This is a genomic window from Crateriforma conspicua, assembly GCF_007752935.1.
Taxonomy (GTDB): Bacteria; Planctomycetota; Planctomycetia; order Pirellulales; family Pirellulaceae; genus Crateriforma; species Crateriforma conspicua.
Window position 1 is genome coordinate 6,820,982 of the sequence record NZ_CP036319.1, and the last position, 26,314, is coordinate 6,847,295.

Below are 26,314 nucleotides of genomic sequence, written 5' to 3' on the forward strand. Positions count from 1 at the left end.
GATTGACAACTCACGCTCGAACCGGAATTCAGTTCACCGTCGGAAACGCACTAATTCGCAGCGTGGTGCATCCGTAGGGAATCAGGGTCAATTCTTGTGGCTTTTCACCTTTCGGAAAGGACGCCGGACTCCACGGCAGCGGCCCTGATTCGTCGTGATAGCTTCCCCACAGTGGGTTTCGCACGCCAAAAGCCTTCATGCTGATTGGTGCGGACGTTAACGCCCAGGGGTTGACCGCCAAAGTTGCACCGTCATCGGTAACAACAAATTTTCGATCAATGACATCGCGACCGGAAACGATGTCTCGTTCAAACAGCGAAAAATTCCAGGCCGTTTCGCTGCGTACCTCATGGCCTGCATCTGCCGACGTCCATTGCTCATCCATCTTCAACGCGAACACCAAAGGGCCACGCAGGACGCTGACGCTGTTTTCATGCCCGCGTTCAAATCGGACTTGCATCGGCAGTCGCAGCGTGACCAGATCTCCAGATTCCCATCGACGTTCCAAAATCGCCATGGATCCGGCTTCGGGCTGGGGCATCGCCTGGCCATTGATCTCGATCGATGCCCGGTCACACCACTGCGGTATACGTAAATGCAGCGGGAAGCGAGTGGGTTCGCTCAGTTCCATGGAGAAACGGACAACATCGCGGAAGGGGTAATCGGTTTCCTCCCTGATGAAAACCTTCTTTCCGTTACCAACTGTGGTCGTCACCTGGCATGGAGCATATGCCATCGTGGCAAGACCACCATCGTTGGACGCCATCCATAAATGGGCGGCAAATTTGGGCCATGCCTGATGCATGTTGCACGTGCAGCAGGGATATCCGTTGGTCAGGCCAAACAAGTTTGATTCGTAGGGATGGTTTGTAAATTTGTGCGGACTGTGCGTACACGAAATTTGATTCGCTTGCTGAAAGTACTGGCGAGCCGAAAAGTCGTCGGTCGCCTGCGTAGGCAATGCGTTGTAGGCGATCCGTTCCAGCAGATCGGCGAAACGCACATCCCCCGAAATCTCAAAGTTCTTTTCCAATGAAAACAATGCTTCGGAGATCGTGCAAAACTCACTGCCGCGAGTCGGGTCGGTGCCATGCATTCCTTCGTCGCCGCCCCAGAGCCCATGAGGTTGTCCGTGATACGTTCGGATGTCATCCAGTGCCTTCACCGTGACTGCAAGAGCCTGCTGCACGCCATCACGCTGACCAAACACCAGCGGATACTTCAGCGCATGCCCCAAATTGACACAGTGATACGCATCGCCGTCGCCATGATGCTCGCTGTATCGGTACCGTTTCAGATGGATGCCCGCGCGAAAGTCATCTACCCACGGGTAGGTTTGTTGTTTCAGCTGGTCCGCCAGTTCCAGCAAGAACGTTTCGCCGGTAACGTTATACAGCCAGTAGATGCTCATCACATTTTCACCACCGCGTCGCCCAGCCCACCAAGAGCCGCTTTCCGCATTCTCGGGATCGTACAACGGTCGTTTGTTCAGCTCAGCGTGTTGAAATCGAGCATAGCGCAACATGCAGAATAGTGCACGATGGTCACCGGTGGCCATGTAATGCTGCTGCAAGATTTTCAGCATCACCATCCGCGGCCACCAGTCATCAGGATCGGTGATCTGCGCCCCCTTTGGCGGTGGAACGATTCGTTCGCTTTTCTTCCGCTCGAATGGTCCAATCTGGCCGTTTGGCCGTTGATTGGCCAAGGTCCATTCGATCCAACGCATGGCCTTGGCTTCCAATGCGGAATCATCCAACAATTTGGCAAGCGGATAAAGACCGTCAATCCAATAGGGGCCGCGCTCCCATGTGTCACCATCTCCACCCAGCCACGCATTCCGGTCCCCGCAAACAGCCTCATAGGCCTCATCCAAATTCCCCGTCAAGCCACCGGCCATGGTTTGAAGTTGGTGCTTCAGCCATGCATCGGGCTTGACCGATCCCAAGGGTAATTCCGCGTAGGGCTTTTCGATCAGTGGTGGGCGATTGAATTGACCGGACTCATGGTTTTCACCAGATGACGATGACGCAATCAGCACCGCTGCGCATAGGAAAACGCAAATTTTTAAATTCATTCGAACTTGACTTTCATAAAGCGGATCTATGGTTGCCCGCACCACCGCAGAAACGTATCGACGGAAACGCATGCGAGTCCTGTTTGCGATCTGCCACCAGGCTGGTAAGGCCGGCGACGATCGTATCCTGGCTTCCCGCTGCCCCAACCTTCGTAATACATGTACAGGCTGCCGTCGTGTTCAAACACTTCGCCAAACCAGATACCACCTTCGTCCCACGCGCCCGACGGACCACGCTGAAAAAAAGGCTGTTCATTGGTGACTTTCGTCCACGTGACAAGATCATCTGACCAGGCAACGTGAAAACGATCAGGATAGTCGATATGGCGACGACTGCATTGGTAAACCATGTACCAGCGATTGGCAATTCGAAAGACTCGACCACCATGCACCGACATACTGTCAAAGCTGCCTTCCGGGCCGGTATCAAGCACCAACCGTCGCGGCGTTTCAGCAAACTTTGCCGGATCCGGCGTGATTGCCAGGTAGGTCTTCAGCTTGTCGGTTGGCTTTCGTTTCGCTGTGTCATACTTCATGTCTCCGTAGAACACGTAGAACAAGCCCTCGTGAAAAATGGCATCACATGGTCCGATGAATGACTGCAGCGGATTTCTCGACAGCTTCTCGAAACTCCTCCCCAAATCGGTGGAATAAGCAGCCGCCAAGCAGGCCCCGTGTTCGTAGGACACGCCCTTGTAGAACATCACCAACGCGTTTTGGCCATCTGGGACAGTCCCCCAAACCGGGGTGCAATCCAACAAATGCTTTCCGTCGTATGCGGTCCGTTCACCGTGCACCAGTATTGGATTGCCAGGAAACTCCTTCCAAGGGCCGCGAGGCGAAAACGTCTCTGATTCCTGATACAGCAGGCCAATCGAATCATGATAGTGATCTCTCGGATCTCCTCCCTCCTCAGGAAAGAAGCCGCTACCTCGGATGAACATGCGCCAACGACCATCCGGTGATTCGGACGGAGTTAGGATTGCCGCGTTGGCCACATGTACGGATCTCCAAGTCGGCGCGTCGGCAACAGACAGGACTGGTTTTATGTCCACTCTGGTCATCAACGTCTGTGCTAGCACTGGTGAATCGTGCAGTAGCAATGCAAGGACCGTCGACCAAGCGGCAGGCAACACGTATCGCATACCAAGGCCGTTCTGCCGAACCGACTTCATCAATGGGCACTCCTGCATGCTCGATCCTTGGGTAATTTTTTCTATCCCATTAAGTCTGCTTGCCGTCACGTTCCAACGCTACCGTGGTTGACTTTCCTGCACGTGGCTGCGGCACTTGGTCATGCGTGCGGCTTCGGGATCCCGCATCCATGTGCCCCATTGCCACTTGTCCGTTGGAAGTCCTGTAGGCTAGCCGTTATTCAATCGCCGCGTTCGTTGGGACACGCTCGACAGGACCTTCGACTCATGAACCAAGCCGCACGCGGATTCGTCTCAAGGACGCTGGCGGTCGGAATGCTCGTCGCCGCCGTGACATTGCACGGTGCGGATTCCGGCCCGAACTTCCTGTTGATCGCGATCGACGATCTGAACGATTACGTCGGATGCCTGGATGGGCACCCGAATGCAATCACGCCGAACCTTGATCGTTTGGCCGCGCGCGGCGTGCTGTTCACGCATGCCTATTGCAATTCACCGGTTTGCCAACCATCACGCACCAGCCTTTGGACGGGACTGCGTCCGACGACTGTGGGCATCACGGCGAACCGATCGAAATGGTTTCGCGAAAGCTCACTTCGCCCCGATTGCGTTTCGCTGCCGCAGGCGATGGCCTCGGCCGGATACAGCACACTCGGTTTTGGCAAGTTGTTCCACGTCGGGCGGCCTAGCGAATCGGCCGTCGAATGGCAACGAAGCAACGTCTTCAGCTACGGGCCGCGACAAAAGCCAAAGCTTCACTATGACCATGGTGATTCCATCACCGACTGGGGTGTACCGCCGAAAGATCGTGATCAAGCCGCCAGTTTTGACCCGATCATTGCTGACCGCACGATCGCCGCCCTCAGCGATCTTCACAGCCGTCCCCTCTTTTTGGGCTGCGGCTTTTACCGTCCTCACACGCCGCTTTATGCTGCCAGCAAGTGGTTTGATTTGCACCCCAAGTCCGGCATCGCACTGCCACGAATACTGCCAGAGGACAACGACGACCTGGTCTACTTCGGACGACGCCCACGCCGTCCTCAGGACATCGAAGCACCGGGACTGTTCAACCAAGATTGGGCGGAGCAATCCGGAAAGTGGAAAGACGTTCTAAGAGCCTACTTGGCGTGCACCACGGCCATGGACCATCAACTCGGTCGTGTCTTGGATGCCCTGGATCGCGGGCCACATGCCAAGAATACCTACGTCATCCTGTTCTCCGACCACGGATGGCACCTGGGGGAAAAGCGTCATTGGGGCAAAGCTGCCTTGTGGGAACAGACCACAAGGGTCCCCATGATCGTGGCCGGACCGGGAATTCCCGATGGCGTTCGATACGACCAACCGATCGACCTATTGACGATCACACCAACGGTGCTGGACTACGCCGGCGTCACCCCACCCAACAAACTGGATGGACACTCTCTTCGGCCCGTCCTGGAGAACGTCAAACGCGAATGGCCTCATCCGGTGCTGACGACCTTCGTTGATCACCATGCGTTGCGGACGCCCCGATGGCGATACATTCGTTACGCGTCAGGCGAAGAGGAGCTTTACGATCACGCCCGCGATTCCGAAGAGTTCGAGAACTTGGCCGTCACCCGGCAAGACGATGCCGTGGTCCGATCTACCTTGATTGAGCTGAGGAAGCAAATGTCTGACTTGCTATCGCCTTGAAACACCAACACGTGCCCAGACAATTGTCTGTCCCGCTAACAAACGTACCGGACTAACGAAGTTGCGGTGACCGCGCAAGGGTGTCAAAGAAAAGTTTCCAGGTGCGATCCACGTCAATCTCACTGACTCGCAACATTTCGCCGTGACGTTGTGACCCTTCAAAAGCCAACGTTCGCTGCAGTCGAGGTGTGGAAACGACCTCCATCTTGCATAGGGTTGGATCCATCAACCAAGCAATGTCACCGACATCGAAAAAGCCTTTCGTGGCTTTGGCGAATTGCGGCTTCTGGTCTCGAAATTGATGCAGAAATTTTCCGGTGGCTCCCATCGGGGCAAGCCTTGCTTTCGTTTCTGCATACGGAATCGTCAGCTTGGTTCCTGTGTCGAACCACACCAACGGTGCTTGGCTTTCCAACAAAGTTTGAACGGCGATCACATCGCCCACGACATTGAACTGAACCGTTCGCTCCGGCCAGTGGTGGGCACAGCGGGCATGAAAGACAACCCGCAGGTTGGGTTGAATGTCGGGTGCCTGCAGTATGGCACTTGCTGTATTGGTCGCGGCTCCCAACACGACAACCCAAAGCGGATTGCTCGGCGACGCCTGCCGTGCCAGCCTAACAATGAGGTCCGCTCCCTCACTGGAAGTGGGAACCTTTGAATACTGCATGGGGTCGCCACCACGGGCTATCGGAAATCGACCTTGGTTTCCAGATACTTCCAACAGTTGCTGTAACAGTTCAAACGACTGGTCAGTGCTGTCGGGGCCCGCCCACTGCGCGAAGTGTGTAGCCACCATCCCCTGAAGCTCAAACCGCTCGCTGGCCGCAAGCGCTAGCGAGATGGCGTAAAGATCATCAATCTCATTCGCAACATCGCTATCGATCAACAGCGGCAATCGTTGATCGGGCGTAGGAGGAGCCGGAACGATTCGCTGCGATGCGTCGGCTGATACGACGGCGGTGGATCCGACTTGCGGTGCAGACACTCGTCCCGAATTCACGGTTCCTGTCACAAACAGTGCAATCGAACAAACACCCAAACAAACGAACCGAACCATCGTCATTACCATCTCCATTCACCTGGCCAGCAGTCTATTCGAAACCAATCGCTTCGTCCGGTACGAACTCTCATCGTGCGTGATGCTGCAACATCATACCGTACCACTCCTGCGATTCGACCATGCCAACTGCGTAAGATAACAGCCCGAAGGTCGCGGTAAAAACCAAGGACATAGGTCTAGCCTTTCGCAGACAACTCCGCAATTTGCTTGGTTGCGATTCCCACGGGACGATCCAAAGGCACGCCGGCACAGGCCAACAACGTCGTCAACAAATCTCCCTGATTCCCTTGAACATCTGGAAGAAAACGTCCGGTATTCATTGAACCACCGCCGCGTCCGGCCAGAATGAAGGGCAAATTTTCACGGGTATGCTTGTTGCCATCTTCCAGTCCGGACCCCCACATCATGATGCAGTTGTCCAAAAGTGTCCCATCGCCTTCACGCAAGCGGTGCATCTTTTTCACCATGTAGGCAAACTGTTCGATATTGAACTCCGTGATGGCGGCGACCTTTCGAACCTTTTCCGGCTGATTATTGTGGTGTGTTGTCGAATGATGCTTGTCAGAAAAACCCAGTTCCGGATAGGACGCACCGTTGGGCGTCGACCCGATGTAGGTGCACACCCGAGTCGTGTCGGTTTGGAATGCCAGCACATTCAAATCGCACATGACCTGCATGTACTCGCTGCGTTTGTCTCCTTCAGGAATCTTCACTTCGATCGGTGGCGAATCCGACTTGTGACTTCGACTCGGTCGAATTCCAGCCTTTTCCAGGGCCGCTTCCTTCTGCCGCAATTCGATGGCGGCAATTCGTCGTTCCACCGACCGCACACTATCCAAATATTCATCCAGCTTTTGCTGGTCGTTCGGCGACAGCGTCCGCCGCAAATCACGTGCACCGCCAAGCACCAAATCCAACATGCTGCGGTCCAGCGGACTGATTCCCGATGAAACTTGTCCGCTGTCCTGGTCTTTCGTATTGAATAGCCGATTCAACACATTTCGTGGATTGATTTCAGCAGGAACCGCCTGGGTCGGCGAACGAAAGCTGCAGTGGGAATAGTATGCTTCGTTCAATCCCGCTTGGTTTTCTTTCCACGTTTGAGGCATCGTGGCCAGTTCCAACGAAGGCAGCGTCGTAAACGCTCCCAATGCGTTAGCCGCAATTTGGTCCGCGGAAATCGAAATCGCGATCTCATCACGTCGATCGGGATCCGGCAACGCCGCGGTTAGCCAAGTCGACAACTCCAAGGCATGCGGGGCACCTTTGTACGGTCCATTGGAAACTCCCGAAATGCCTTTCATCATCAGACATTGGTCCAAAACCGGTTGCAATGATTTGATTGCCGGTGGTGGCGACGTCAAGAAACTGTGCGCATCGGCGGGCCAAAACTGATCCATGATCACGCCATGAGGCATGTACATGAACCCCAAACGGACCGGAGGTTTCAACGCTTTGCCGGACCCCGAATCCGCCCATCCCATCGCATCCAATAGAGGCAAAGCTAGCGCGGCTCCCGCCCCCTTGAGATAGGATCTTCGTCCAATCGTGCTGTCTGTGCTCATGAGAAACCTTTCGGGCACGCCGACCGATGCGCCCAGTCTGTCGCAACCAGTTGATTAACGAGTGTTCATCAGTCGGTCTGGCGATGTGTGAAGGGATAACTGGTGACCACGGCGGTGACGATCGTTTGCATTCGATAGTCATCCGCTGCAATTTCTCGCATCAATTCATCGACGACGATCTCGTCGTAGCCTTCCAGCCTTCGACCTAAAGCATAGGCTAACAACTTCTCCAGCAAGTTGCGTGAAAAGTCGTCGACGCGACCGGCAATCATCGCCTTCAATTCTTCAGGGCTGGTGAATCGACTTCCGTCGGGAAGTTCGCCCGTGGCGTCGATGGCAAGTCCATTTTCATCTTGATCACGCCAGCGACCGATCGCGTCAAAGTTCTCCAGACCGAAACCGATCGGATCAAGCAATTGGTGGCAGTTTGCACAGACAGGATCCGTTCGATGCAGTTCCGTCCGTTCGCGCAGCGTCAAGTTGGCTACGGATTGCTGATCCTGCGTTTCGAGTTCCGGCACATCGGGCGGGGCCGATGGCACCTGTTCCCCCAACACTTGCTGCAATACCCACACGCCACGAATGACCGGGCTGGTGCGATTGGGAAACGACGTGGCAGCCAAAACACCGGGCATCCCAAGAATCCCTCCACGATTGCGATCGGACAAAGATACCCGACGCATCTCTGGTCCCGAAACAACGTCCTGCAGACCATAGATTTCTGCCAAGTCATTGTTGAGAAACGTGTAATCGCAGTCGATCAGACGCGTTACGCTGTGATTGTTGCGTACTACGTCTTCGAAAAACAATCGCACCTCGTCATACATGGCCGATCTCATCGCGTCGGTCATCTGTGGGAACTTTGATACGTCAAACGCCCTGGTCTTCAGGTCTGTCAGCCCCAGCCACTGCGCGCCAAAACCATCGAACAATGCTCGAGACCGAGGATCGTTCAACATGCGATTGACTTGAGCCTTCAACGTCGGTGGATCATGCAATCGTTTGGAATCAGCCAGTGCCATCAGTTCGGCATCCGGCATCGTTGCCCACAACAAGTATGACAAACGCGAGGCGATCTGATGGTCATCCAGTGGAACAATCCCCGCCGGGGCAGCGGTCCCTTCGGCGGGTGTGATAAACAGGAATTGCGGAGAAACCAACATCGCCTTGAGCATCAAACGCAGTGATGCGATTTCCGAAAGTCCTTTTCCACGTCCCAGTTCGAAAACATCCAACAGGACCGCCACTTCATCATCCGACGCCGGCCGCCGATAGACATTTTTGGCAAGCGATCCGGCAATCTTTCCGACGGCTGCACGAACATCGGAATCATCGGAGGGAAGCTTTCCGATCCATTCCCTATGCCAGTTCGTCGGAGACGACTCGTCCGTCGCGATGACCTGATTCACCACCTGATCGGTGATTGCAAGGTATTGTTCTAGCTGAAGTGGAGAAAGAGAGTTGAGATAACCTTCACCGCTGACCTCGTCAGGCAGACGATCGGCAACCTTGGGATCAACACCAAACAGATCACGCAATGTGTTGGCGTATTCTGTCTTGGTCAGACGCCTGATGACAAACGGGCCCGGGTCTTTGGGGCTAAGGTATTTGACCTGATCCAGCCACTGGACAAAGTTATGTCGTTCTTCATCGCTGGGCTGATCTAACCCTTCCGGAGGCATGTCATGCGCTTTCACGCGAGCAACTGCCTTCTTCCATTTTTCACTGAAGGCCGCATGCCCCGGCGTATCGAGCGCGGGGGTGAAGCTGAGCCCTGCCTCGGTCGGACGTCGATTCTGATGACAATCCAGGCAATAGGTCTTGATGAACGGACGAATGCTTTTCTGAAAATATTGCTCCGCTTCGGCTTTTCGAGCCTCATGGTCCGCCGGCAAAACTGACTGTGCGGAGCAATCGTCGGTCCGCATTGGCATGACGGCCAACAAGATCGCAGCAAAAGCGTTCGTTAGAAAACGTTCCATTCGGATGGTTACCGGCAGGCTCATTGAATCACTTGGTTTTCATCGGTGGATTCGAATCTTCTTTCGACTGACTTGGCGTTCGCGATCGATGGTGCCGGCCCCAAAATCGAATGTCTGGCCGAAGAAAACTTTGGCCGAACAGAATGACGACCACACCATCTGGAGCCGTTCGTTTCAGTTGGACGATTTCTGATACTTCCTTTCGATCTTGTCGCGAAAACCCGCATCAACAAACGGATCCTTCGTTCGCTGTTGCCACAGGGCCAAAGCCTGTTTCAATCGGCTTACCTCCTTGGCCATTGCCGGATCGTTTGCCCGGTTGTCGAACTCGATCGGATCGTCTTTCAGATCGTACAATTCCCACTCCGGCGGATCAGCTAAACGCTCCATCGCCAGCCTGGCCGGATGATCAGACTCCAGCTTTTCAGCCATGACGTTGGCTCGATCACCATCGACCGACGGTGAAGCGGTGACTTCGCCGGAACGCAAGTTATGAATCAACTTGAACCGGCCATCGGTGATGGCCCTTCTCGGGAAAAAAGGCGATCCGCCGTGATAATGGAATTCAGCGACCAGCGTATCACGCCAATCCACCAATTCTGATTGCACCAAAACCGGCCTTAGCGAACGTCCATGCAGCGGTGAATTCATTTCGACACCAGCTGCGTCCAAGATCGTCGGATAAATATCAACACTGCCGACCAAACGGTTCGAAACATGTGGCTCAGACACGCCCGGCCAGCGGGGCAAGAACGGGACGCGCAGCCCGGCTTCATAGCAACTGGTCTTTCCTCGCGCGAAGGGTGGTCCATGATCCCCAAGGAAAATGATCAACGTGTCATCCCAATGGCCTGATTTTTGAAGCATCTGCCTCAGCATTCCAATCGCCGCATCGATCCGATGCAGGCAGTTGTAGTATCCCGCGATCTTGGTTCGTTGTGCCCGCGAATCCATTTGTTGCCACGGCCACGGTGGGACATCCTGTGCGGTTAAAACATTCTCCGGCAATCCTTCGACTTGGTCTGGAAAATATTGTGGACCTCGATTCCCGCTCGCAAGTCGCTCGCGCGCAACATGCGGATCGAAAAGATTGAACATTAGAAACCATGGCTGCCCATCTGATTGGCTGACGAACTCTTTGGCATACTGCAATTGCTTTCGGACTAACCGGTTGCCGAATCCGTCTCTTTGCCGCATGTCAAACTGAAACGAATCCTCCGGATTCACGTGCAGCTTTCCGATAATCCCTGTGCGATATCCGGCCCGTTTGAGCACATTTGGCAGCACGTTGTCACGCAATTCCGGATGCAACTGGAATCCAACATTGGCGTTCGCCAATCCGTAGTGACCGTTTCCGTGCGGGTACAAGCCGGTGAGCATCGTGGACCGCGATGGGCTGCAAGACGCTTGGCTCACGTATGCCGTTTGAAACTGGACCGAATGCTTCGCCAAGTCGTCGATCTCAGGCGTCTTGGCGATCGAATCTCCGTAGCAGGAAAGCTGTGGCCCTAAATCATCAGCGGTGATCAAAAGAATGTTCAGCCTGTCCGCGGCATGGCTAACTCCCAAGAACAGCAACAACACGATTGCAACCGTTCGATATAGCCACTGCATCATGTCCAATTCTCCTCTGATCACTTGATGAATAATCCAATGCGTTCGGAATTATCCGATGCCTTGGAACGTCATGACGTCGACCGACCAAATACGGTGAAGACAAACGTTTCCGGCGTACGCCACGGGCATGCGATTGTTGACAATAAGCTGTCTAATTCTACGAACCACCAATCGCCGGACCACGATCCGGTGGGAAGTCGTGTCGAAGCACCCGCAGTCTATCCCATCCCGACTCCGCCGGTCCAATTTCCATGAACGATTGGTCGATCACTTACGGCGCTGCTCGAGACCAGTGTCGCCTACCAACGCCAATTGCTATGGGCGGGTGCACGCTGATATCATTCCGGTGAATCTATCCAGGCCAACCGCCCAACTGTGGCGTCGCCGTACGCTGCGTGTCGGCATACCATTCCTTCAAGCGTGCCAACATCTGTGCTGCTTGATCAAGATGCTGGTCTGTCAGATTGGTCGATTCCGCAGGGTCTTGGTCCAATCGGTACAACTCCAGACGCTCGTTTTCAAAGCTTCCCTTTGCGGCTCCGGGATGATGAACGACCAGCTTCCATGGACCATCTCGCATCGCTTCGGAACGCCCCCCGTTGTTGCTGAGCGAGGCCCAAAAAAGAGGCCGACTCCTCAAAGTCTGACGCCGAAGCAGCACGGGCGACAGGTCAACACCGTCCAGTCGCCGGTCCACGGGTGATTGCACTCCGGCGAGAGACAACAGAGTGGGCATCACATCCAAAGTGATCGCGGGAACATCACTCTTGCTGCCGGCTGCAATTCGACCTGGCCACCAGGCAATGAAGGGAACCTTATGCCCGCCCTCGTATACGCTGCCTTTGTTGCCTCGCAGACCGGGACTGCCGCTGGGAAAATCGTTGGCCGCACCATTGTCTGAGAAAAACAAAACGAGTGTTTTGCGATCCAGCCCGAGTTCGATCAACGTTTGCCGAATCTGGCCGACCCCCTGATCGATCGGCAAAGTCATTCCGCGATACTTTTCAATGCGTTCGTCGGAATCCGCGGGCTTCCAACGATTCCAACCTCCGTCTTCGGTGCGTCGTGGTGGATCGCCGGGCGTCTGAACCGGATTGTGAATCGCCAAATGCGGAATATACAGACAGAATGGCTGGTCCCGATTTTTCTCGATAAAGTCAATCGCATATTCGTTGATCAAATCGGTGACGTAACCTTCTTCTTTCGTCTCTTCACGTCCATGCCACCAATCGTGTTCGTCGTGGTCACCTACGTGGCTGACGAAGTCGATATTGCCGCTGCGATAACCGATGAACTGATCAAAACCATGGTTTTGCGGGTGAAAATCATCGGAGTTATGGACATACCCCTGATGCCACTTGCCGATCAGTGCCGTCGCATATCCTTGGGATTGCAACATCTCTGCAAAGGTAACTTCTGACGTTTGCAATCCCTTTCGGTGCTCCGGATGACTTCGCACCGGATGGATCACAGCTTCGATTCCCGCACGTTGTTGATAGCGACCGGTCAGCAACCCCGCACGCGTCGGCGAACAGACGGTTCCCGAGGAATGGAAGTCAGTCAACCGCATGCCCTCCGCGGCCAGACGGTCGATCTCAGGCGTCTGAAAGTACGGATTGCCGAAGCAGCTGATCCCAGCGTATCCCATATCATCGACCATGATGATCACAAAGTTGGGACGATCGTCCGCCAAGGCAAATGAGGAAAAGACCAGAAAGGCCAACAGGCAAACTAAACGCTCAATCATTCCGCTGATCTGTTAGTGACGCCGACTTGAAACCACGCACAATTGTTCACCGGACCATCATAGCAACATTCGCACAATGCCCCCGGCCAAGTTCAGACCAAGGCCCTCGATCCATCCACGGATCAACGCGCCAAGATGGAGACAACGATCGGCTAGGCTTTCCAGGCCGCCAGCTTTCGTCGCAAAAATTCAACACTGCGTTGCAATTGATCGAACCCTTCGACCCCATCTTCAACGCTAATCCAACCGTCAAATCCGACATCCTGAAGAATCGCGAAAATCTGGTCGTAGTCGTTCAGCCCTTTTCCGATCTCACCATGGCAAAGTCGCTGCGCATAACCTTCGACATCCATTTCTTCGTGCCGCAGGTCATCCCAAGTGCCTTCCTTCAGATAGCGATCTGACGCGTGCATCGTCACGACGCGATCTTTGACGCGAAGAAGTAGTTCGATCGGTTCTTCGCCAGCGATCAATGTATTGGAGGGATCGTAGTTAACACCAAAGCCGGGATCGTCAATCGCGTCGACCAGATCGCAAAACACGTCTGCGTGTTGAGCGAATTCGGGATACGTCCAATAATTGTCCTTGTAGTGGTTTTCGATTATCAGAGTGACCCCTCGTTCTTTCGCGTAAGGGATACAAGCCCGGATACAATCCGCGGCGTATCGAATTCCGTCCTGACGACTGACTTCCGGACGACGCTGGCCGCTGAGCACACGACAATACTGCCCCCCAAGTTCAGCCGTCATATTGATCCAGTACTTTTCTTTTTCGACCTGGTCGGCGCGAAAGCCATCATCGGGATGCGTGAAATCGGGCGAACAACACATCATCGGCATTTGCAGACCGGACGATTCGATCATTCTTCGATATCGGCCCCAAGCATGAGAGTCCTTCAGATCCAAAAGTCCGCTGTACAACTCTAGTCCATCGATCGGCAACGTTGCCGCAAGATCAATCCACTGCTCCAACTTCATCGTGCCATTGACGCACAAGGCATCCATATAGGCTTTCGGAAACACGGCTAATTTCGGCATGGACCATCAACTCTTTTTTTCGATCCTCGGGTCACAACGTTCCGCTGCGACTGAAATGTCATCCTGCACCAAGAGCGTCCCCATCACACGAACCCATTCAATTCCAAGGCAATCAGGGGCGCAAGACGGCTTTGACGATTTGCCCACGGTGCATGGTTTCAAAAGCGGTTTGCCACTGATCGAGCGTCCAGACGCCACCGATGATGGGTCGCACATCAAGTGCACCACTGGAAAGCAGCGCGATCACACGTTCCCAGATTGCCCAATGATGCGAAAAACTCCCCTGCACGGTGATGTTCTTTTGGATCATGGGGTCAAGCGTGAAACCGTCGGATGGTGCGCCCCAACCAACTTTGCATATCCAGCCCGCCGGTCGCACCAAGTCCAAAGCGATTTGCATCGTCGGGCCCACGCCCGCCGCGTCGACGACACCATCGCATCCCATCGCGTCGCGCTGCAGTGCCCAATCGCGAGCATCGCCAACGATGGTGCTGCAACCATACTGCATCGCGATGTCCAACCGCGGCCGATCCTTGTCCAAACCGACGACCGCAACCTCGGCACCACACAGCTTGGCGATGGCCGCGCAAAGGATCCCAATTGTCCCCGGTCCCAAGACCAAAATTCGGTCGCCCGGAAAAATTCGCGCGTTCCCGACAACGGTGTTGTAGGCCACGCAACACGGTTCCACCAAACACGCCGACTCGAATGGCAACGAATCGGGAATTGCATGCAAAGTCCGCGCCGGTACACGAACAAACCTGGTCATTGCGCCATCAACGCCATACCCAAAACCTTTGCGTGACGGATCCAGGTTGTACAAGCCACGTCGGGTCATCGGGCTGTCCGGATCGATCACCGCGGCGGTTTCACTTACCACGCGATCGCCTTCACGAAACCCATCCACGCGCCGGCCGACCTTGGCCACGGTCCCACAAAACTCATGCCCCAAGACGACCGGATAATTGACGGGCCAAGATTGATCATTGGTCCACTGGTGCAAGTCGCTGCCGCAGACACCGACGTTACCAACTTCCAGCAGAACTTCATCCTCACCAAATTCGGGAACATCCAGATCACGCAACTCGACACAATGCCTTTCCGCTTTGTAATTGACGACCGCTGGCATTTTCATCCGACCGCCCCTCCGATCGCGACATCACCGTACCCGTGCACTTGATCACAAATCATTCGAAGTGCCCCTTCGATGTCACCCGATGCGGCCTGGAACCGATCGTTGTCGATCGTCAGCGGTGCACCGAGCACAACCAACGGGGCACCGTACTTGGGTGTTTCGATCGCCTGTTCCAAGGTCAGTCCGCCGACCGCTTGAACCGGAACAGACACCGCGTCCACCACGTCTTTCAGTTGATGCATTGGACTGGGCATGCGTCCGCCAGCTGCGGCAATCCCGTTACGTTCGTCGTACCCGATGTGATGGATGATGTAGCCGCAACCGAGCTGGTCAAGTCGCTTGGCCCCGTCGATCATGCAAGACGAAGCCAAGTTGTCGCCCATCACGCCCACGCCAAAGTCTTTCCCGGCCTTCACAACACACTTGATCGTTTCATCATGTGCTTGAGACATGACGACCACATGCGTTGCACCGGCCTTGGCCATCAGTTCGGCTTCCAACCATCCGCCGTCCATCGTTTTCAAATCGGCAACGATGGGGGTATCGGGAAACCGTTGACGAAGTGCCCGCACCCCATGCATCCCTTCGGCGATGATCAACGGAGTACCAACCTCCAGCCAGTCCACCCCGCAACGCATCGCCAGTTCGGCAAGCTCCACGGCCTCCGCGATGTCGGTGACGTCTAGTGAAATCTGAACGATTGGCTTCATGGGCTTCCCGGATCATTGAAGGAAACAGCAAACGCCGGCGACCCAACGCAAACCAGGCTCGCAGGAGCGACCTGAGACGGCTTTCCGATACGCCTGTTTGTAGCATCTGCGCACCAGCCCCGCTGACATCGTCCCCCATTTCGGGAAAGCACCGACGACCATCGCGGGTTTAATCCGGCCGATGTGACGTTGATTCGGCAAAGACTACACTCACCACGCCTTTGATCCGCACCGTTCGAGCCAGCGAGCCGCTACGGAAGCCATCTTCGTGTCATCGCGGGCTTGCCTGCCGGACGGACACCCCCACGATCATCGGTCTTGTTAAGCTGCTGAGTTGCAAAACTTAGGAGGCTGACCATGAACATCAATCGACCACCCCTGCTTCTTGCAATTGCGCTATGGACGTTGCCATCGTCGTTGCTGATCGCGCAAACCGTTGAAAATGTCCGACCGGTACACGCTAACGATGCGCTCACTTCCGTTCCGCACCAACCGGCCGGTGACGGAGTCGCCGACGACACCATGGCGATCCAGGCGGCCGTGGACCGCTCCACCGGATCGCTGCGTTTCGCCCCAGGCGTTTACCGACTGACTCGGCCCATCGTGATTGACCTGGATCGCGTCGGTTGGACCAGCCTGCATGGCGATGGAGTCGTTCGTTTCGTAATGACAGGGCCTGGGCCCGCGATTCAAATCACCGGGACACACGATGGAACCGCCAGCCCATCGACCGTCCGGCCGGGTGTGTGGGATCGCCAGCGTGCGCCGCTGATCGACGGCATCGAAATCGTCGGCAAGCATCCCAAGGCTGACGGCATCGAAGCATCCGGTACGATGCAGTTGACGATGACCCGTCTAGTGGTCCGCAAAAGCCGACACGCCATTCGGCTGACAGGTCGCAATCGCAATGTTACGATCGGTCAGTGCCACCTGTATGAGAACGCTGGCGTCGGTGTGCTGATGGAAGATCTGAACTTGCATCAAATCAACATCGCCAACTGTCACATTAGTTACAACCACGGCGGTGGCGTGGTGTCACGTCGCAGTGAAATCCGCAACCTACAGATCGGTACCTGCGACATCGAAGGAAACCATTCCGGCGATGGTTCGCCCGCGACCGCAAACATCCTGTTGAATTCGAACGATGGGTCGGTGGCGGAGGTCGCGATCGTCGGCTGTACGATCCAGCACACACACGAGGCAACGGATTCCGCAAACATTCGCATCACCGGTATCCCGGAACCGCGATCGTTCACACAAGACCGCCGTGTCGGCAACATCACCATCGCCAACAATGTGCTGTCCGACGTCCAGTTCAACATCGACCTCCAGGACGTGCGAGGGATCACGATTTCGGGCAACACGATGTGGAAGGGTTATGAAGCGAACTTGCGAGCCAAAAATTGCCGAGAGATCGCGTTGTCGGCCAACTTGTACGACCGAAACCCGCAATATCACTACGGCGACGGCGCGGACGCAAAATTGGGCATGATCTTGGAAGGCTGCCGAAACCTAACGATCAACGGTGAAGTGTTTCAGGGAATCGTGCACCGAGACGCGGTGGTCAGGCTGACGGATTGCGAGGGCGTCTCGATCAGCGGATGCGTGTTGGCCAATTTCAACCGAGCCGCCTTTCAAATGAAGCGACTGCGTTTCTCGAGCATCTCGAATTGCGTGATGAGCGGCCAGGGGGTCGAATCGGTCGCCTTTGAACAGGTCGGCAAAAACGACGTCGCGCTGCACAACAATCTCTTTCGAAAACTGACACGAGAAGACACCAACGATAAAACCGACGATCGTCAGTAGAATCACAGACACTTCGTCGGCCGATGTTCTGTCGTTTCCAACTTTCGTTTTCTCACAACATTCTGACTCATCGATTCGCCGTCGCCGTGCTGGCAGAAACCTTTGGAGGACGTGGTGAACACATTCAGTAAAATCCACTCAAGGCCATCCTCTGTGACATCACATCCATTCGTACGCCTGGGTGGATTATTGATGCTTGTCTGCCTTGGATTGTTCGCCCGATCGGTCGCCGATGAGCCTTATCCCAAAAGTCCAATCATTGAACGACTTCAGTTTGATTGGACAACGCACCGTCGTGCCGCACAGGGAAGTGACAACTTTCAATTGACCTGGGCGCAGGATGGTCACCTGTATGGGGCTTGGGGCGACGGCGGAGGCTTCGGCGGATCCAATTCCGAGGGTCGCGTCGGATTGGGCGTCGCCAGAATCGAAGGCACCGCCCGTGAGTTTCGAGGCACCAATATTTGGGGAGGAGCCGACGCCCAAAACCCCGCCCAGTTCGATGGCAAAAGCTGGGGAATGATCGGCGTTGGCGACCAGCTTCACATGTGGGTTGTTCCCGATAAACCACCGGGCAAAGATTACCGAAATCATTACGAGTTCATTCGCCTGGCAAGTTCTCGTGACTTCGGTGCCACATGGAACAAAGCCGGTTGGAAATTCACCTCTTTCGACGGCCTGACCATACCAACTTTCCTGAACTTTGGACGTGCAAACTGGGGCGTCCCTGAATCGTTTGGCGACTATGTTTACAGCTATTTCATTCGGCCAAGTGATCCCAAAATACAACAACAGGGAAACGACGCCGCCGGATTGATCGTCCATCACCCAGGGACGATTTACCTTGCCCGCGTCGCCACGGAACAACTTCAATCAGGACCAGATCGCGATCGCTTCGAGTTCTTTGCCGGGCTGAGCCCTAACGACCAGCCCAAGTGGGGCTCCATTGACGAAAAACGCCCTGTCTTTCACGATTCAAATGGAGTCGGATGGTGCATGAGTGCGTGTTACCATCCTGGATTTCAGCGAGTCCTGATCAGCACGGAACACGGTGAAAGCAAAGCGGGCTTACTAGGAATTTTTGACGCACCCGCACCCTGGGGGCCCTGGACGACCGTGGAGTATTACCGTCCCGGCAGACCGTTCGGTGCGCAGCGACCGGGAAGCGAATGGCCGTGGGAGAACAACGTGTTCTTCTTCGCATTCCCAACGAAATGGTTCGACGGTTTAGACTTCACCGCGAACTTCACTGGCGCTGGCATGGGAAAAGACAACGATTCGTTCAACACGGTCAGCGGTCGATTCGTTCGAAAAATCCGTCGATAGCACAGGGTTGGCCGCCGCAGTGAACCGTGCCGCTTGGGTGATGCGGTCGTATGCTGCAAACGTCCTGCAATCACTGCGCAAATAGATTCGGCGTCTTTGGATACGTTGGCCGGACCTTGGTGTTTTTGTCGAGTGCCCCCGGTGGGACCGGCGGGCACTGATTTAACAGATGCTCCAGTTCCTTGCGGACATTCGCCGCTTCACCGCTGATGGCGGAACCAAGGTCGTTCGATTCGTCCAAATCCACCGGAATTTGGTAATAGCGTCCATCACGATACAACTTGTATTGTGCCGTTCTGGCATACTGCCCTGGATTCTTCTTCCAATAGCATTGATAGTGGCACAGAACCCACTCGCGAAGATTCCCAGGCTGGCCATTGAGTTGGGGGAAAAAACTTCGCCCATCGATCGGGTCATCAGCGGACATTTGGCGGCCCGCAACGTCCGATAGAGTCGCATAGAAATCAGTGAAGTCGACCAGGTCAGACAACACGCTTCCCTTCGGCGTGTGCCCTTTCCACCGAGCAACCAGCGGAACGTGCGTCCCATTGTCTTTCATTCCCGCTTTGCCACCTTGAATCTCGGTGCCATTCCATCGTGACCGGATGCTTGTGTTGGTACCGTTGTCCGCCGTGAATAGGATGATGGTTTCTTCGCCCAAGCCCAGCGAATCAACCTTGTCGGCGATTCGACCGATCAGCTTGTCCATGTATTGGACCATGGCGACAAAGTTCGCCTTGCGGGCTTTGGCCCCCTTCGGTGCCTTGTTCAATGCATGTGTGATTGCCTGGTCACCCACCGTATCCGGCGTGGGAACAAACGGGTCGTGGACCAGAACCATCGGGTAATAAACAAAGAATGGTTTATCACGATTGCGTTGCACAAAATCGCAAACGAAATCAGTCAACAAATCCGGCCCATACTTGCCGGCGTTTTCTGCCTTCGTAATGAAATTGCCGTTGTGTTCCAGTGGCGGGTCCCAGAAACGTTCGCCACCGTCACCGGCTTTGCCGCGGGTGACCTGCCACAGCAATGATTCGTGAAAGCCGGCATTCATCGGTCGCGTGGAATCTTGGTTGCCTGGCAACGAGTTGTACAGACCATTCAGCTGCCATTTCCCCGCGATTGCCGTTTGGTAACCAGCGTCTTGCATCATGTGGCCAAAGGTTCGTTCATCGGGATGCAAGTAGCCGAAGTGCGTGTAATTCCGAAAACCATACTTCCCCGTCATGATTTTGACACGTGACGGAGTACAGATCGGTGTGGAATAGCAGTGTTCGAAACGAATGCCCTGCGCGGCCAATCGATTGATGTTGGGCGTTTCGTAGTCTTCACCGCCGTAGCACCCGAAGCATTCCCAACTGACATCGTCGGCCATGATCAGAATCACGTTGGGACGGTCATCCGCTCCAACCTGCCAAGGGAAAAACAACACACAGGCGACGACGGCTAAACGAAGCTTCGGGTACACGCGGCTTTCCACTTTCATCACGCGGCGAAAACAAACGCTAAAGCGACTGGGAATACGTCTTTCGGCAGCCGCAAAAGGCGACGCACAAGATAGCCCAAAAGCGACGAACGAATGCGCGGCGTCCGGATCACTTTGCGAAGTCCCGCATGAACGTCAGCTAAGAATTGACTTGGAAAACTGTCGTGTTTGCAGACTGCCCGACTCGCGATTGACGGCGAACGATTGTGCTATTCCTTGGCTCGATCGTGAAGGTTTCGGCTCTTCGTCGGACCTACGATGCGCTCCCATCTCGGCGGACGCTTGTTGAAGAAATCCTCGTTGCCGGCGGGTGATTGATGGAAACACAACGCCTTGATCTGCGCCAGTCATGGCTGGTCTCGGAGCCTCGCGAACTGCGGCAAAATAGTGGTTGCGAACATTTGACACGGGGCCCGCGACCTGTTGCGTCACGCCAAATGCTCGATTGCCCGCATGTGTCGAAACGACTGGCGACAAGAATTCAAGACCAACCGCAATTTGCAGTCCAACGGAACCGACTTGAAATCTCAGCGGTTTAGGAATCGATTGATGAACAAATCACGTTCGTTGTCCACGTTGACCAACCCTCCGGCCGTATGGCACCGATGTTGGCAAGCATTCACCAAGCATTTGGTCGGGTGCGTACTGACTACGATTCTGGTCGCCGCGATCCCGGTTTCCGCCACTGCACAACCGAAGAATTTGTCGCAAGATTTCCGTACACCGCCGTGGGAATCGCGACCACAGACATGGTTTCACTTGATTGGTGGAAACGTCGATCGACAAGCGTTGACGAAAGATCTAAACGCGGTGGCTTCGGCTGGACTCCGTGGCATCCAATTGTTTCATGGCAGAGGCAGAGCTTGGCCGGGCGTGGAGCCGCAAATTCAGACGCTCAGCCCAACATGGGATTCATTGGTGGGGCACGTTGCGGATGATTGCCAACGATTGAACTTGAAATTCACGATGCAGAATTGTCCTGGCTGGGCCATGTCCGGCGGTCCATGGATCACGCCCGATAACGCGATGCGGCATCTTGTGTTCAGCCGGGTGAATGTTTCGGGTGGAGAACGCCTGTCGTTCGATCTGGCCATTCCGCAACCCAGTAACGAAGATTGGCGTGATTACCGTGACATCGCCGTACTCGCATTTCCGACGCCCGACGGAGACGCCGATCAACCACTGATTCCATCCAAGATCACTAGCAGTTTGCCCGAGGCGGATTGGTCGAAGTTGATGCAGGGAGACGACGTCAAGATCCAAATTCCAGCGGATTCACCGGATCACTGGGTCGAGTTCAAGTTTGATCAACCGGTCACGCTACGATCGATTCAGCTGCCTCCAACGGAACACTTGATGAAACGGATGATGTTCGATCCGGATTCATCCATATCGATCTCCGCTAAACAGGACGCCGGTTGGAAACCACTGGTCACACACCAAGTACCACGAGGAAACTGGCAGGATCGCCAACCCGAGCACCACTATGTTTTGTCTGTCCCCGATGCGAAGACCACGCGTTATCGAATGACGTTCCTTAACGGTCGACCGATGGAGATTTCGCACCTGCGTCTGTCGTCAGGGGCACGCACCCACGATTGGCCGGCCCAAGCGGGATATGCGCTTCGCAGTCTTGAGCGAACCACACCGGCCCAACAATCCACCCAAGCATGGATCGACTTGAAAGATGTAGTCGATGTTTCGGCGATGATGGATTCGTCTGGACAGTTGACTTGGGAACCGCCCGCCGGAGTTTGGACCATTGTTCGGTTCGGTCACGTCAATACTGGGGTAAAGAACAAGCCGGCGCCACCCGAGGCGACCGGATTCGAATGCAACAAGCTTTCGCCCAGGGGAGCCGAACAACACTTTGCCGGTTACATCGGCCGGTTATCCAGACCCGGCGGCGCGGCAGACCATGGTCGCTTGCAAGGCATGCTGATCGATAGCTGGGAGTGCTACACACAAACGTGGACGCCCGCCATGGAGGACGAGTTTCAAAAGCGTCGTGGCTATTCCCTGCGTAGCTGGCTTCCCGCCCTGGGCGGCTGGGTCGTGGAAGATCACACCACCAGCGAGAAGTTTCTTCGCGATTGGCGGGCGACCATCAGTGACCTGATTGTCGAAAACTACTACGGCCGAATGGCTGAACTGGGCAAACAACACGGCTTGGAACTTTCATTCGAAACCGCCGTGGGTGACGTCTCGCCGGGCGACATTCTGGAGTATATCAAATCGGCCGACATTCCAATGTGCGAGGTTTGGAAGCCGAATGATCCGCACATCGGTGGATTGGAAACCAAACCGATTGCACCAACAGCATCGGCGGCGCACATCTATGGCAAACCGCGTGTCGCATGCGAAACGTTCACGTCCGCGCCGATGAACTGGCGTGAGCACCCGTTTTCTCTTAAAAACGTCGCCGATCGAACGTTCGCGGCCGGCGTCACCCATTTGGTCTTCCATACCTACACGCATAATCCGCTCGAACGCGTGCCGGGAACATCGTTCGGCAGCACGATTGGAACGCCGTTCCTGCGTGGTCAAACCTGGTGGCCACACATGCCACTGTTCACGGATTACCTTGCTCGTTGCCAGCACATGCTGGAACAAGGCCATCCCGTTGCCGACGTGCTGTGGTACCTGGGCGATGACGTTGATCACAAACCCAGACAGGATTCGCCGTTCCCCGGCGGCTACCATTTCGACTATGTCAATCAAGACGCGTTGCTGAATCGGCTGGCAGTGGATGAAGGCGAACTGGTCATTCCCGAAGGCACGCGATGGAAGGTGCTTTGGTTGGCCCCGCAGCAGTGTCGACGTTTGACACCGCAAACACTCCAGCGAATCAAAGAACTGCTTCACGCTGGGGCAACGGTCATTGGACCGGCAGCCATCATGAATCCGTCACACAGTGGTGGCGATCAAGCGGACGGGCGGTTCCGTCGACAGGTTGGAGAGCTTTGGGGCGATGCAGATCGGCATCAAGGCGATCGCAGGATTGGCCGTGGCCGTTTGTTGTGGGGCATGCCGCTGGCACAAGCCCTCCAAAGAATCGACATACCGCCTGACGTGCACGGAACACTGTCACAGCGATGGTGTCACCGTCGCGTCGGCGATGTCGACATCTACTTTGTCATTGGAAGTCGCACACAAGCAGTCGATGCGACTCTGGAGTTTCGCGCCAAAGGCAAGCCCGAGTTTTGGAACCCGATCGATGGCCATCGCATGGCCGCCCCGATGTACCACCGGACGAAAAATGGCACCGCGATTCCGATCCGCCTGCCAGCCGCCGGTTCCACCTTTGTGGTCTTTCGTCCTAAATCATCGTCGGGCGTACCGATCCAGCGTCTTTCGCGCAATTCCGACGTCTTGCTTGACGCGACCGACACCGCGCGCATCGACGACACACCGGGCTACCCCGCGTTTGGAATCGACCGCTATGGAATCACACAACCATGGGTTCTGCCACTGTCCCCCACGATTGAATTCGATCTCACCGGCGAACATTTGATCGCCTATCAAAACGGAAAGTATCGAATCGATCGAGCCAAAGGGTCGGCGCAGACGGTGGACATCATCGATGCGAATACGATTCCTTTGGACGGCACCTGGCAACTTCAGTTTCCCAATGGATGGGACACCCCTGATCAATTGACTCTGCAAGGACCACGGCCTTGGTCCGAGTTGGACGCCCCAGCGGTTCGTCATTTCTCCGGCACCGCGACCTACAAGACGACATTCTCACTGGACGCGAAACCCGGCGATCAGCGGTTTCAGTTGGACCTAGGACGCGTCGGAAACATTGCGTCCATCGAAGTAAACGGAATCCATGCAGGCACACTTTGGTCGGCACCCTACCGACTTGATATTTCCGACCAAGTTCAGCCTGGCGAAAACACTTTATCGATCCAGGTGACTAGCACTTGGCACAATCGATTGGCATTTGATTCCGGTCAACAACCCGAGCAACGGAAGACATGGACCATCGGCCCGCCGCCCATCGATTCGCCACTCGAATTTTCGGGTCTCAGCAACGACGTCCGATTGAACATCGGCCAGGTCGTTCGGATTACCAACGCGTCAAAGCCACCTTCACTCGATTGAGGTTGCAGATCCCCGCCCGTCCGCACTCCGGTACTCGATCACACGCCCACCAAAAATCGCAAAGATTGGCTGGTTCAAACCCAACAGACGATGACTCTATTGCGATCGCGACGGCACCGTGACCGGGGCAAATGCAACGTGCCCCCATCGGGTATGTTAAAAGGCCGCTGTTGGAACGATCGTGCTAGTGCGAGAAACAATCGTCATGGTTTCACCGATCGAACACGCATAGACTCCCTCGCCCGCGGTACAACCGGCGGGCATCCGCTTTCGCATTTTCGCGTTCGTTTGATCACCCATTCCCCCAATGTTAGGCGAGACCCCAATGAGTGTGACGCTTCAGTTGAATCTGCTTCCCGAAGTCGAAGCATTCTTGGACCAGAGTCCGCTGGCAAGTTTTGTGGGAGGGAAAAATTTCCCCAATGCGGACGGAAATCTGGTGGCAACCATCGATCCCGGTTCGGGCCAACAGATTGCGGAGATCCATGACCTGAGTGAAGCGGAAATTGATCGCGCCGTCGAAATCGCCGATGCAGCGTTCCCCGCGTGGGCCGCATTGCCACAACAAGAACGCAGCAGCATTCTGTTGAAGTTGGCCGATGCGGTTGAGCAACGAAAGTCGATCATTGCCCAGATCGAATCGCTGGACGCCGGAAAGATCGAAGCTCAAGCGGCCGGCGATGTCCAAAACTTCGTCGATACACTGCGTTACTTCGTTGAACTTTCCGGCAAAGTCGAAAAACGCACGAAGCTGGATGTCGAGGGACATGAAGCTTGGACGGTGAAGCAACCGTGGGGCGCTTGTGCGTTTATCTTCCCGTGGAACTTTCCTTTCTTGTTGATCGGCTGGGGAATTTCGCCTGCTCTTGCCGCAGGCAACACGGTGGTCATCAAGCCGGCCGAAGACACATCGCTGTCGGCCATCTATCTGGCGCAACTGGCAAAGGAAGTCAGCGTACCCGATGGCGTGATCAATGTGGTCACCGGTCGAGGCGCAACCGCGGGTTCGGCGTTGTCCAACAACAAACAGATCAAACGAATGTCTTTCACCGGGTCACCGGAGGTCGGACGATTGGTCGGCGAAGCATGTGGACGCAATCTCGTCCCGGTTAAGCTGGAATTGGGTGGCAAAGGTGCGGCCCTGGTCTTTGACGATGTCGATGTCAAAGCCACCGCCAAGGCATTGGTGGGCGCGATCACCTTTCATACCGGGCAAGTCTGTTGTGACGCGACACGCTGGCTGGTTCATCAAGACATCTATGACGAATTTGTCGCTCATTGCCGAGACCTGATGCAGAACGTGAAGATCGGTCACCCGCTGGATCCCGAAAGCCAAATGGGACCGGTGGTCAATCCAAAGCAATGCCAGCGGGTGCTCGGTTATCAGGCCAAGGGCAAAGCCGAGGGTGCCGAATGCTTGGTGGGTGGTGGCCCGGCAAAGGTCGATGGCTATGAAGGCAACTACGTCAACCCGACGCTGCTCGCAGGATCACTGGACAACGTCGCAGCACGAGAGGAAATCTTCGGGCCGGTCGCCTATGTGACCGCGTTCGAAACCGAAGAAGACGCGATCGCAATGGCCAACGACACCGATTACGGCTTGGCCAACAGCGTATGGACCAACGACAAAGATCGTGCCGATCGTGTGGCGGAGTCCATGGTCGCCGGGAACAGCTGGATCAATGCTCACAATGTGTTTGTCCACGGCGTGCCCTATGGCGGCATCAACAAAAGCGGCATGGGCGGCGGCGTATTGTCAGTCGAAACTCTGATGGATTACTACCGCAGCACGTCGGTGGTCCGTCCTTTGGCCTGATCAGCC

At 55.3% G+C, this 26,314-nt stretch carries 16 protein-coding genes; 5 read left to right on the forward strand and 11 right to left on the reverse strand.

The window, feature by feature from the left end:
- Nucleotides 1–28 precede the first annotated feature (28 nt).
- Together Mal65_RS24930 and Mal65_RS24935 are read right to left on the reverse strand one after the other, a co-directional pair.
- Nucleotides 29–2,077 (reverse strand): beta-L-arabinofuranosidase domain-containing protein, encoded by a 2,049-nt coding sequence (locus Mal65_RS24930; protein ID WP_165701514.1) that lies wholly within the window; start codon nt 2,075–2,077, stop codon nt 29–31.
- A 26-nt stretch (nt 2,078–2,103) separates the two neighbouring features.
- The gene (locus Mal65_RS24935) at nt 2,104–3,252 is read right to left on the reverse strand and encodes a glycoside hydrolase family protein (RefSeq protein WP_165701515.1); all 1,149 of its coding nucleotides are present in this window, start codon (nt 3,250–3,252) and stop codon (nt 2,104–2,106) included.
- Nucleotides 3,253–3,498: 246 nt separating this feature from the next.
- Here Mal65_RS24935 and Mal65_RS24940 point away from each other — a divergent pair, with 246 nt between their 5' ends.
- Complete coding sequence (locus Mal65_RS24940) at nt 3,499–4,908, forward strand: sulfatase (RefSeq protein ID WP_145304061.1); 1,410 nt, start codon at nt 3,499–3,501, stop codon at nt 4,906–4,908.
- Between the two features lie 52 nt (nt 4,909–4,960).
- On the opposite strand, the gene Mal65_RS24945 is transcribed toward Mal65_RS24940, so the two are convergent.
- The 8 genes from Mal65_RS24945 to Mal65_RS24980 all read right to left on the reverse strand — a co-directional run bounded on the left by Mal65_RS24945 (nt 4,961) and on the right by Mal65_RS24980 (nt 15,764).
- Complete coding sequence (locus tag Mal65_RS24945; RefSeq protein WP_165701516.1) at nt 4,961–5,896, reverse strand: nucleoside hydrolase; 936 nt, start codon at nt 5,894–5,896, stop codon at nt 4,961–4,963.
- A 251-nt stretch (nt 5,897–6,147) separates the two neighbouring features.
- On the reverse strand, nt 6,148–7,536 hold the full coding sequence (locus Mal65_RS24950; protein WP_145304065.1) for a DUF1552 domain-containing protein: 1,389 nt from the start codon (nt 7,534–7,536) through the stop codon (nt 6,148–6,150).
- Between the two features lie 68 nt (nt 7,537–7,604).
- Complete coding sequence (locus Mal65_RS24955) at nt 7,605–9,542, reverse strand: DUF1592 domain-containing protein (RefSeq protein ID WP_196784437.1); 1,938 nt, start codon at nt 9,540–9,542, stop codon at nt 7,605–7,607.
- 150 nt (nt 9,543–9,692) lie between these two features.
- On the reverse strand, nt 9,693–11,135 hold the full coding sequence (locus Mal65_RS24960; protein WP_165701517.1) for a sulfatase family protein: 1,443 nt from the start codon (nt 11,133–11,135) through the stop codon (nt 9,693–9,695).
- Between the two features lie 352 nt (nt 11,136–11,487).
- Nucleotides 11,488–12,882, reverse strand: a complete 1,395-nt coding sequence (locus tag Mal65_RS24965) for a sulfatase-like hydrolase/transferase (RefSeq protein WP_145304068.1) — start codon at nt 12,880–12,882, stop codon at nt 11,488–11,490.
- Between the two features lie 152 nt (nt 12,883–13,034).
- Nucleotides 13,035–13,919: a sugar phosphate isomerase/epimerase family protein gene (locus tag Mal65_RS24970; RefSeq protein ID WP_145304070.1), complete on the reverse strand. Its 885-nt coding sequence runs from the start codon at nt 13,917–13,919 to the stop codon at nt 13,035–13,037.
- Between the two features lie 112 nt (nt 13,920–14,031).
- Nucleotides 14,032–15,054: a zinc-binding dehydrogenase gene (locus Mal65_RS24975; RefSeq protein WP_145304072.1), complete on the reverse strand. Its 1,023-nt coding sequence runs from the start codon at nt 15,052–15,054 to the stop codon at nt 14,032–14,034.
- Nucleotides 15,051–15,764 (reverse strand): orotidine 5'-phosphate decarboxylase / HUMPS family protein, encoded by a 714-nt coding sequence (locus tag Mal65_RS24980; protein WP_145304074.1) that lies wholly within the window; start codon nt 15,762–15,764, stop codon nt 15,051–15,053. Before Mal65_RS24980 ends, Mal65_RS24975 begins: the two co-directional genes overlap by 4 nt.
- Nucleotides 15,765–16,121: 357 nt before the next feature.
- Between Mal65_RS24980 and Mal65_RS24985 the strand changes: the two genes are divergently transcribed.
- Together Mal65_RS24985 and Mal65_RS24990 are read left to right on the forward strand one after the other, a co-directional pair.
- Nucleotides 16,122–17,570 (forward strand): right-handed parallel beta-helix repeat-containing protein, encoded by a 1,449-nt coding sequence (locus Mal65_RS24985; protein WP_145304076.1) that lies wholly within the window; start codon nt 16,122–16,124, stop codon nt 17,568–17,570.
- 192 nt (nt 17,571–17,762) lie between these two features.
- Nucleotides 17,763–18,896, forward strand: a complete 1,134-nt coding sequence (locus Mal65_RS24990) for a glycoside hydrolase family 183 protein (RefSeq protein WP_145304077.1) — start codon at nt 17,763–17,765, stop codon at nt 18,894–18,896.
- A 70-nt stretch (nt 18,897–18,966) separates the two neighbouring features.
- On the opposite strand, the gene Mal65_RS24995 is transcribed toward Mal65_RS24990, so the two are convergent.
- Nucleotides 18,967–20,385 (reverse strand): sulfatase family protein, encoded by a 1,419-nt coding sequence (locus Mal65_RS24995; protein WP_145305192.1) that lies wholly within the window; start codon nt 20,383–20,385, stop codon nt 18,967–18,969.
- 549 nt (nt 20,386–20,934) lie between these two features.
- On the opposite strand from Mal65_RS24995, the gene Mal65_RS25000 reads away from it, so the two are divergent.
- Both Mal65_RS25000 and Mal65_RS25005 read left to right on the forward strand, forming a co-directional pair.
- Entirely contained in the window at nt 20,935–24,492 is a 3,558-nt protein-coding gene (locus Mal65_RS25000) for a glycosyl hydrolase (protein WP_165701518.1), read from the forward strand.
- Between the two features lie 325 nt (nt 24,493–24,817).
- Entirely contained in the window at nt 24,818–26,308 is a 1,491-nt protein-coding gene (locus Mal65_RS25005; RefSeq protein ID WP_145304081.1) for an aldehyde dehydrogenase family protein, read from the forward strand.
- Nucleotides 26,309–26,314 lie beyond the last annotated feature (6 nt).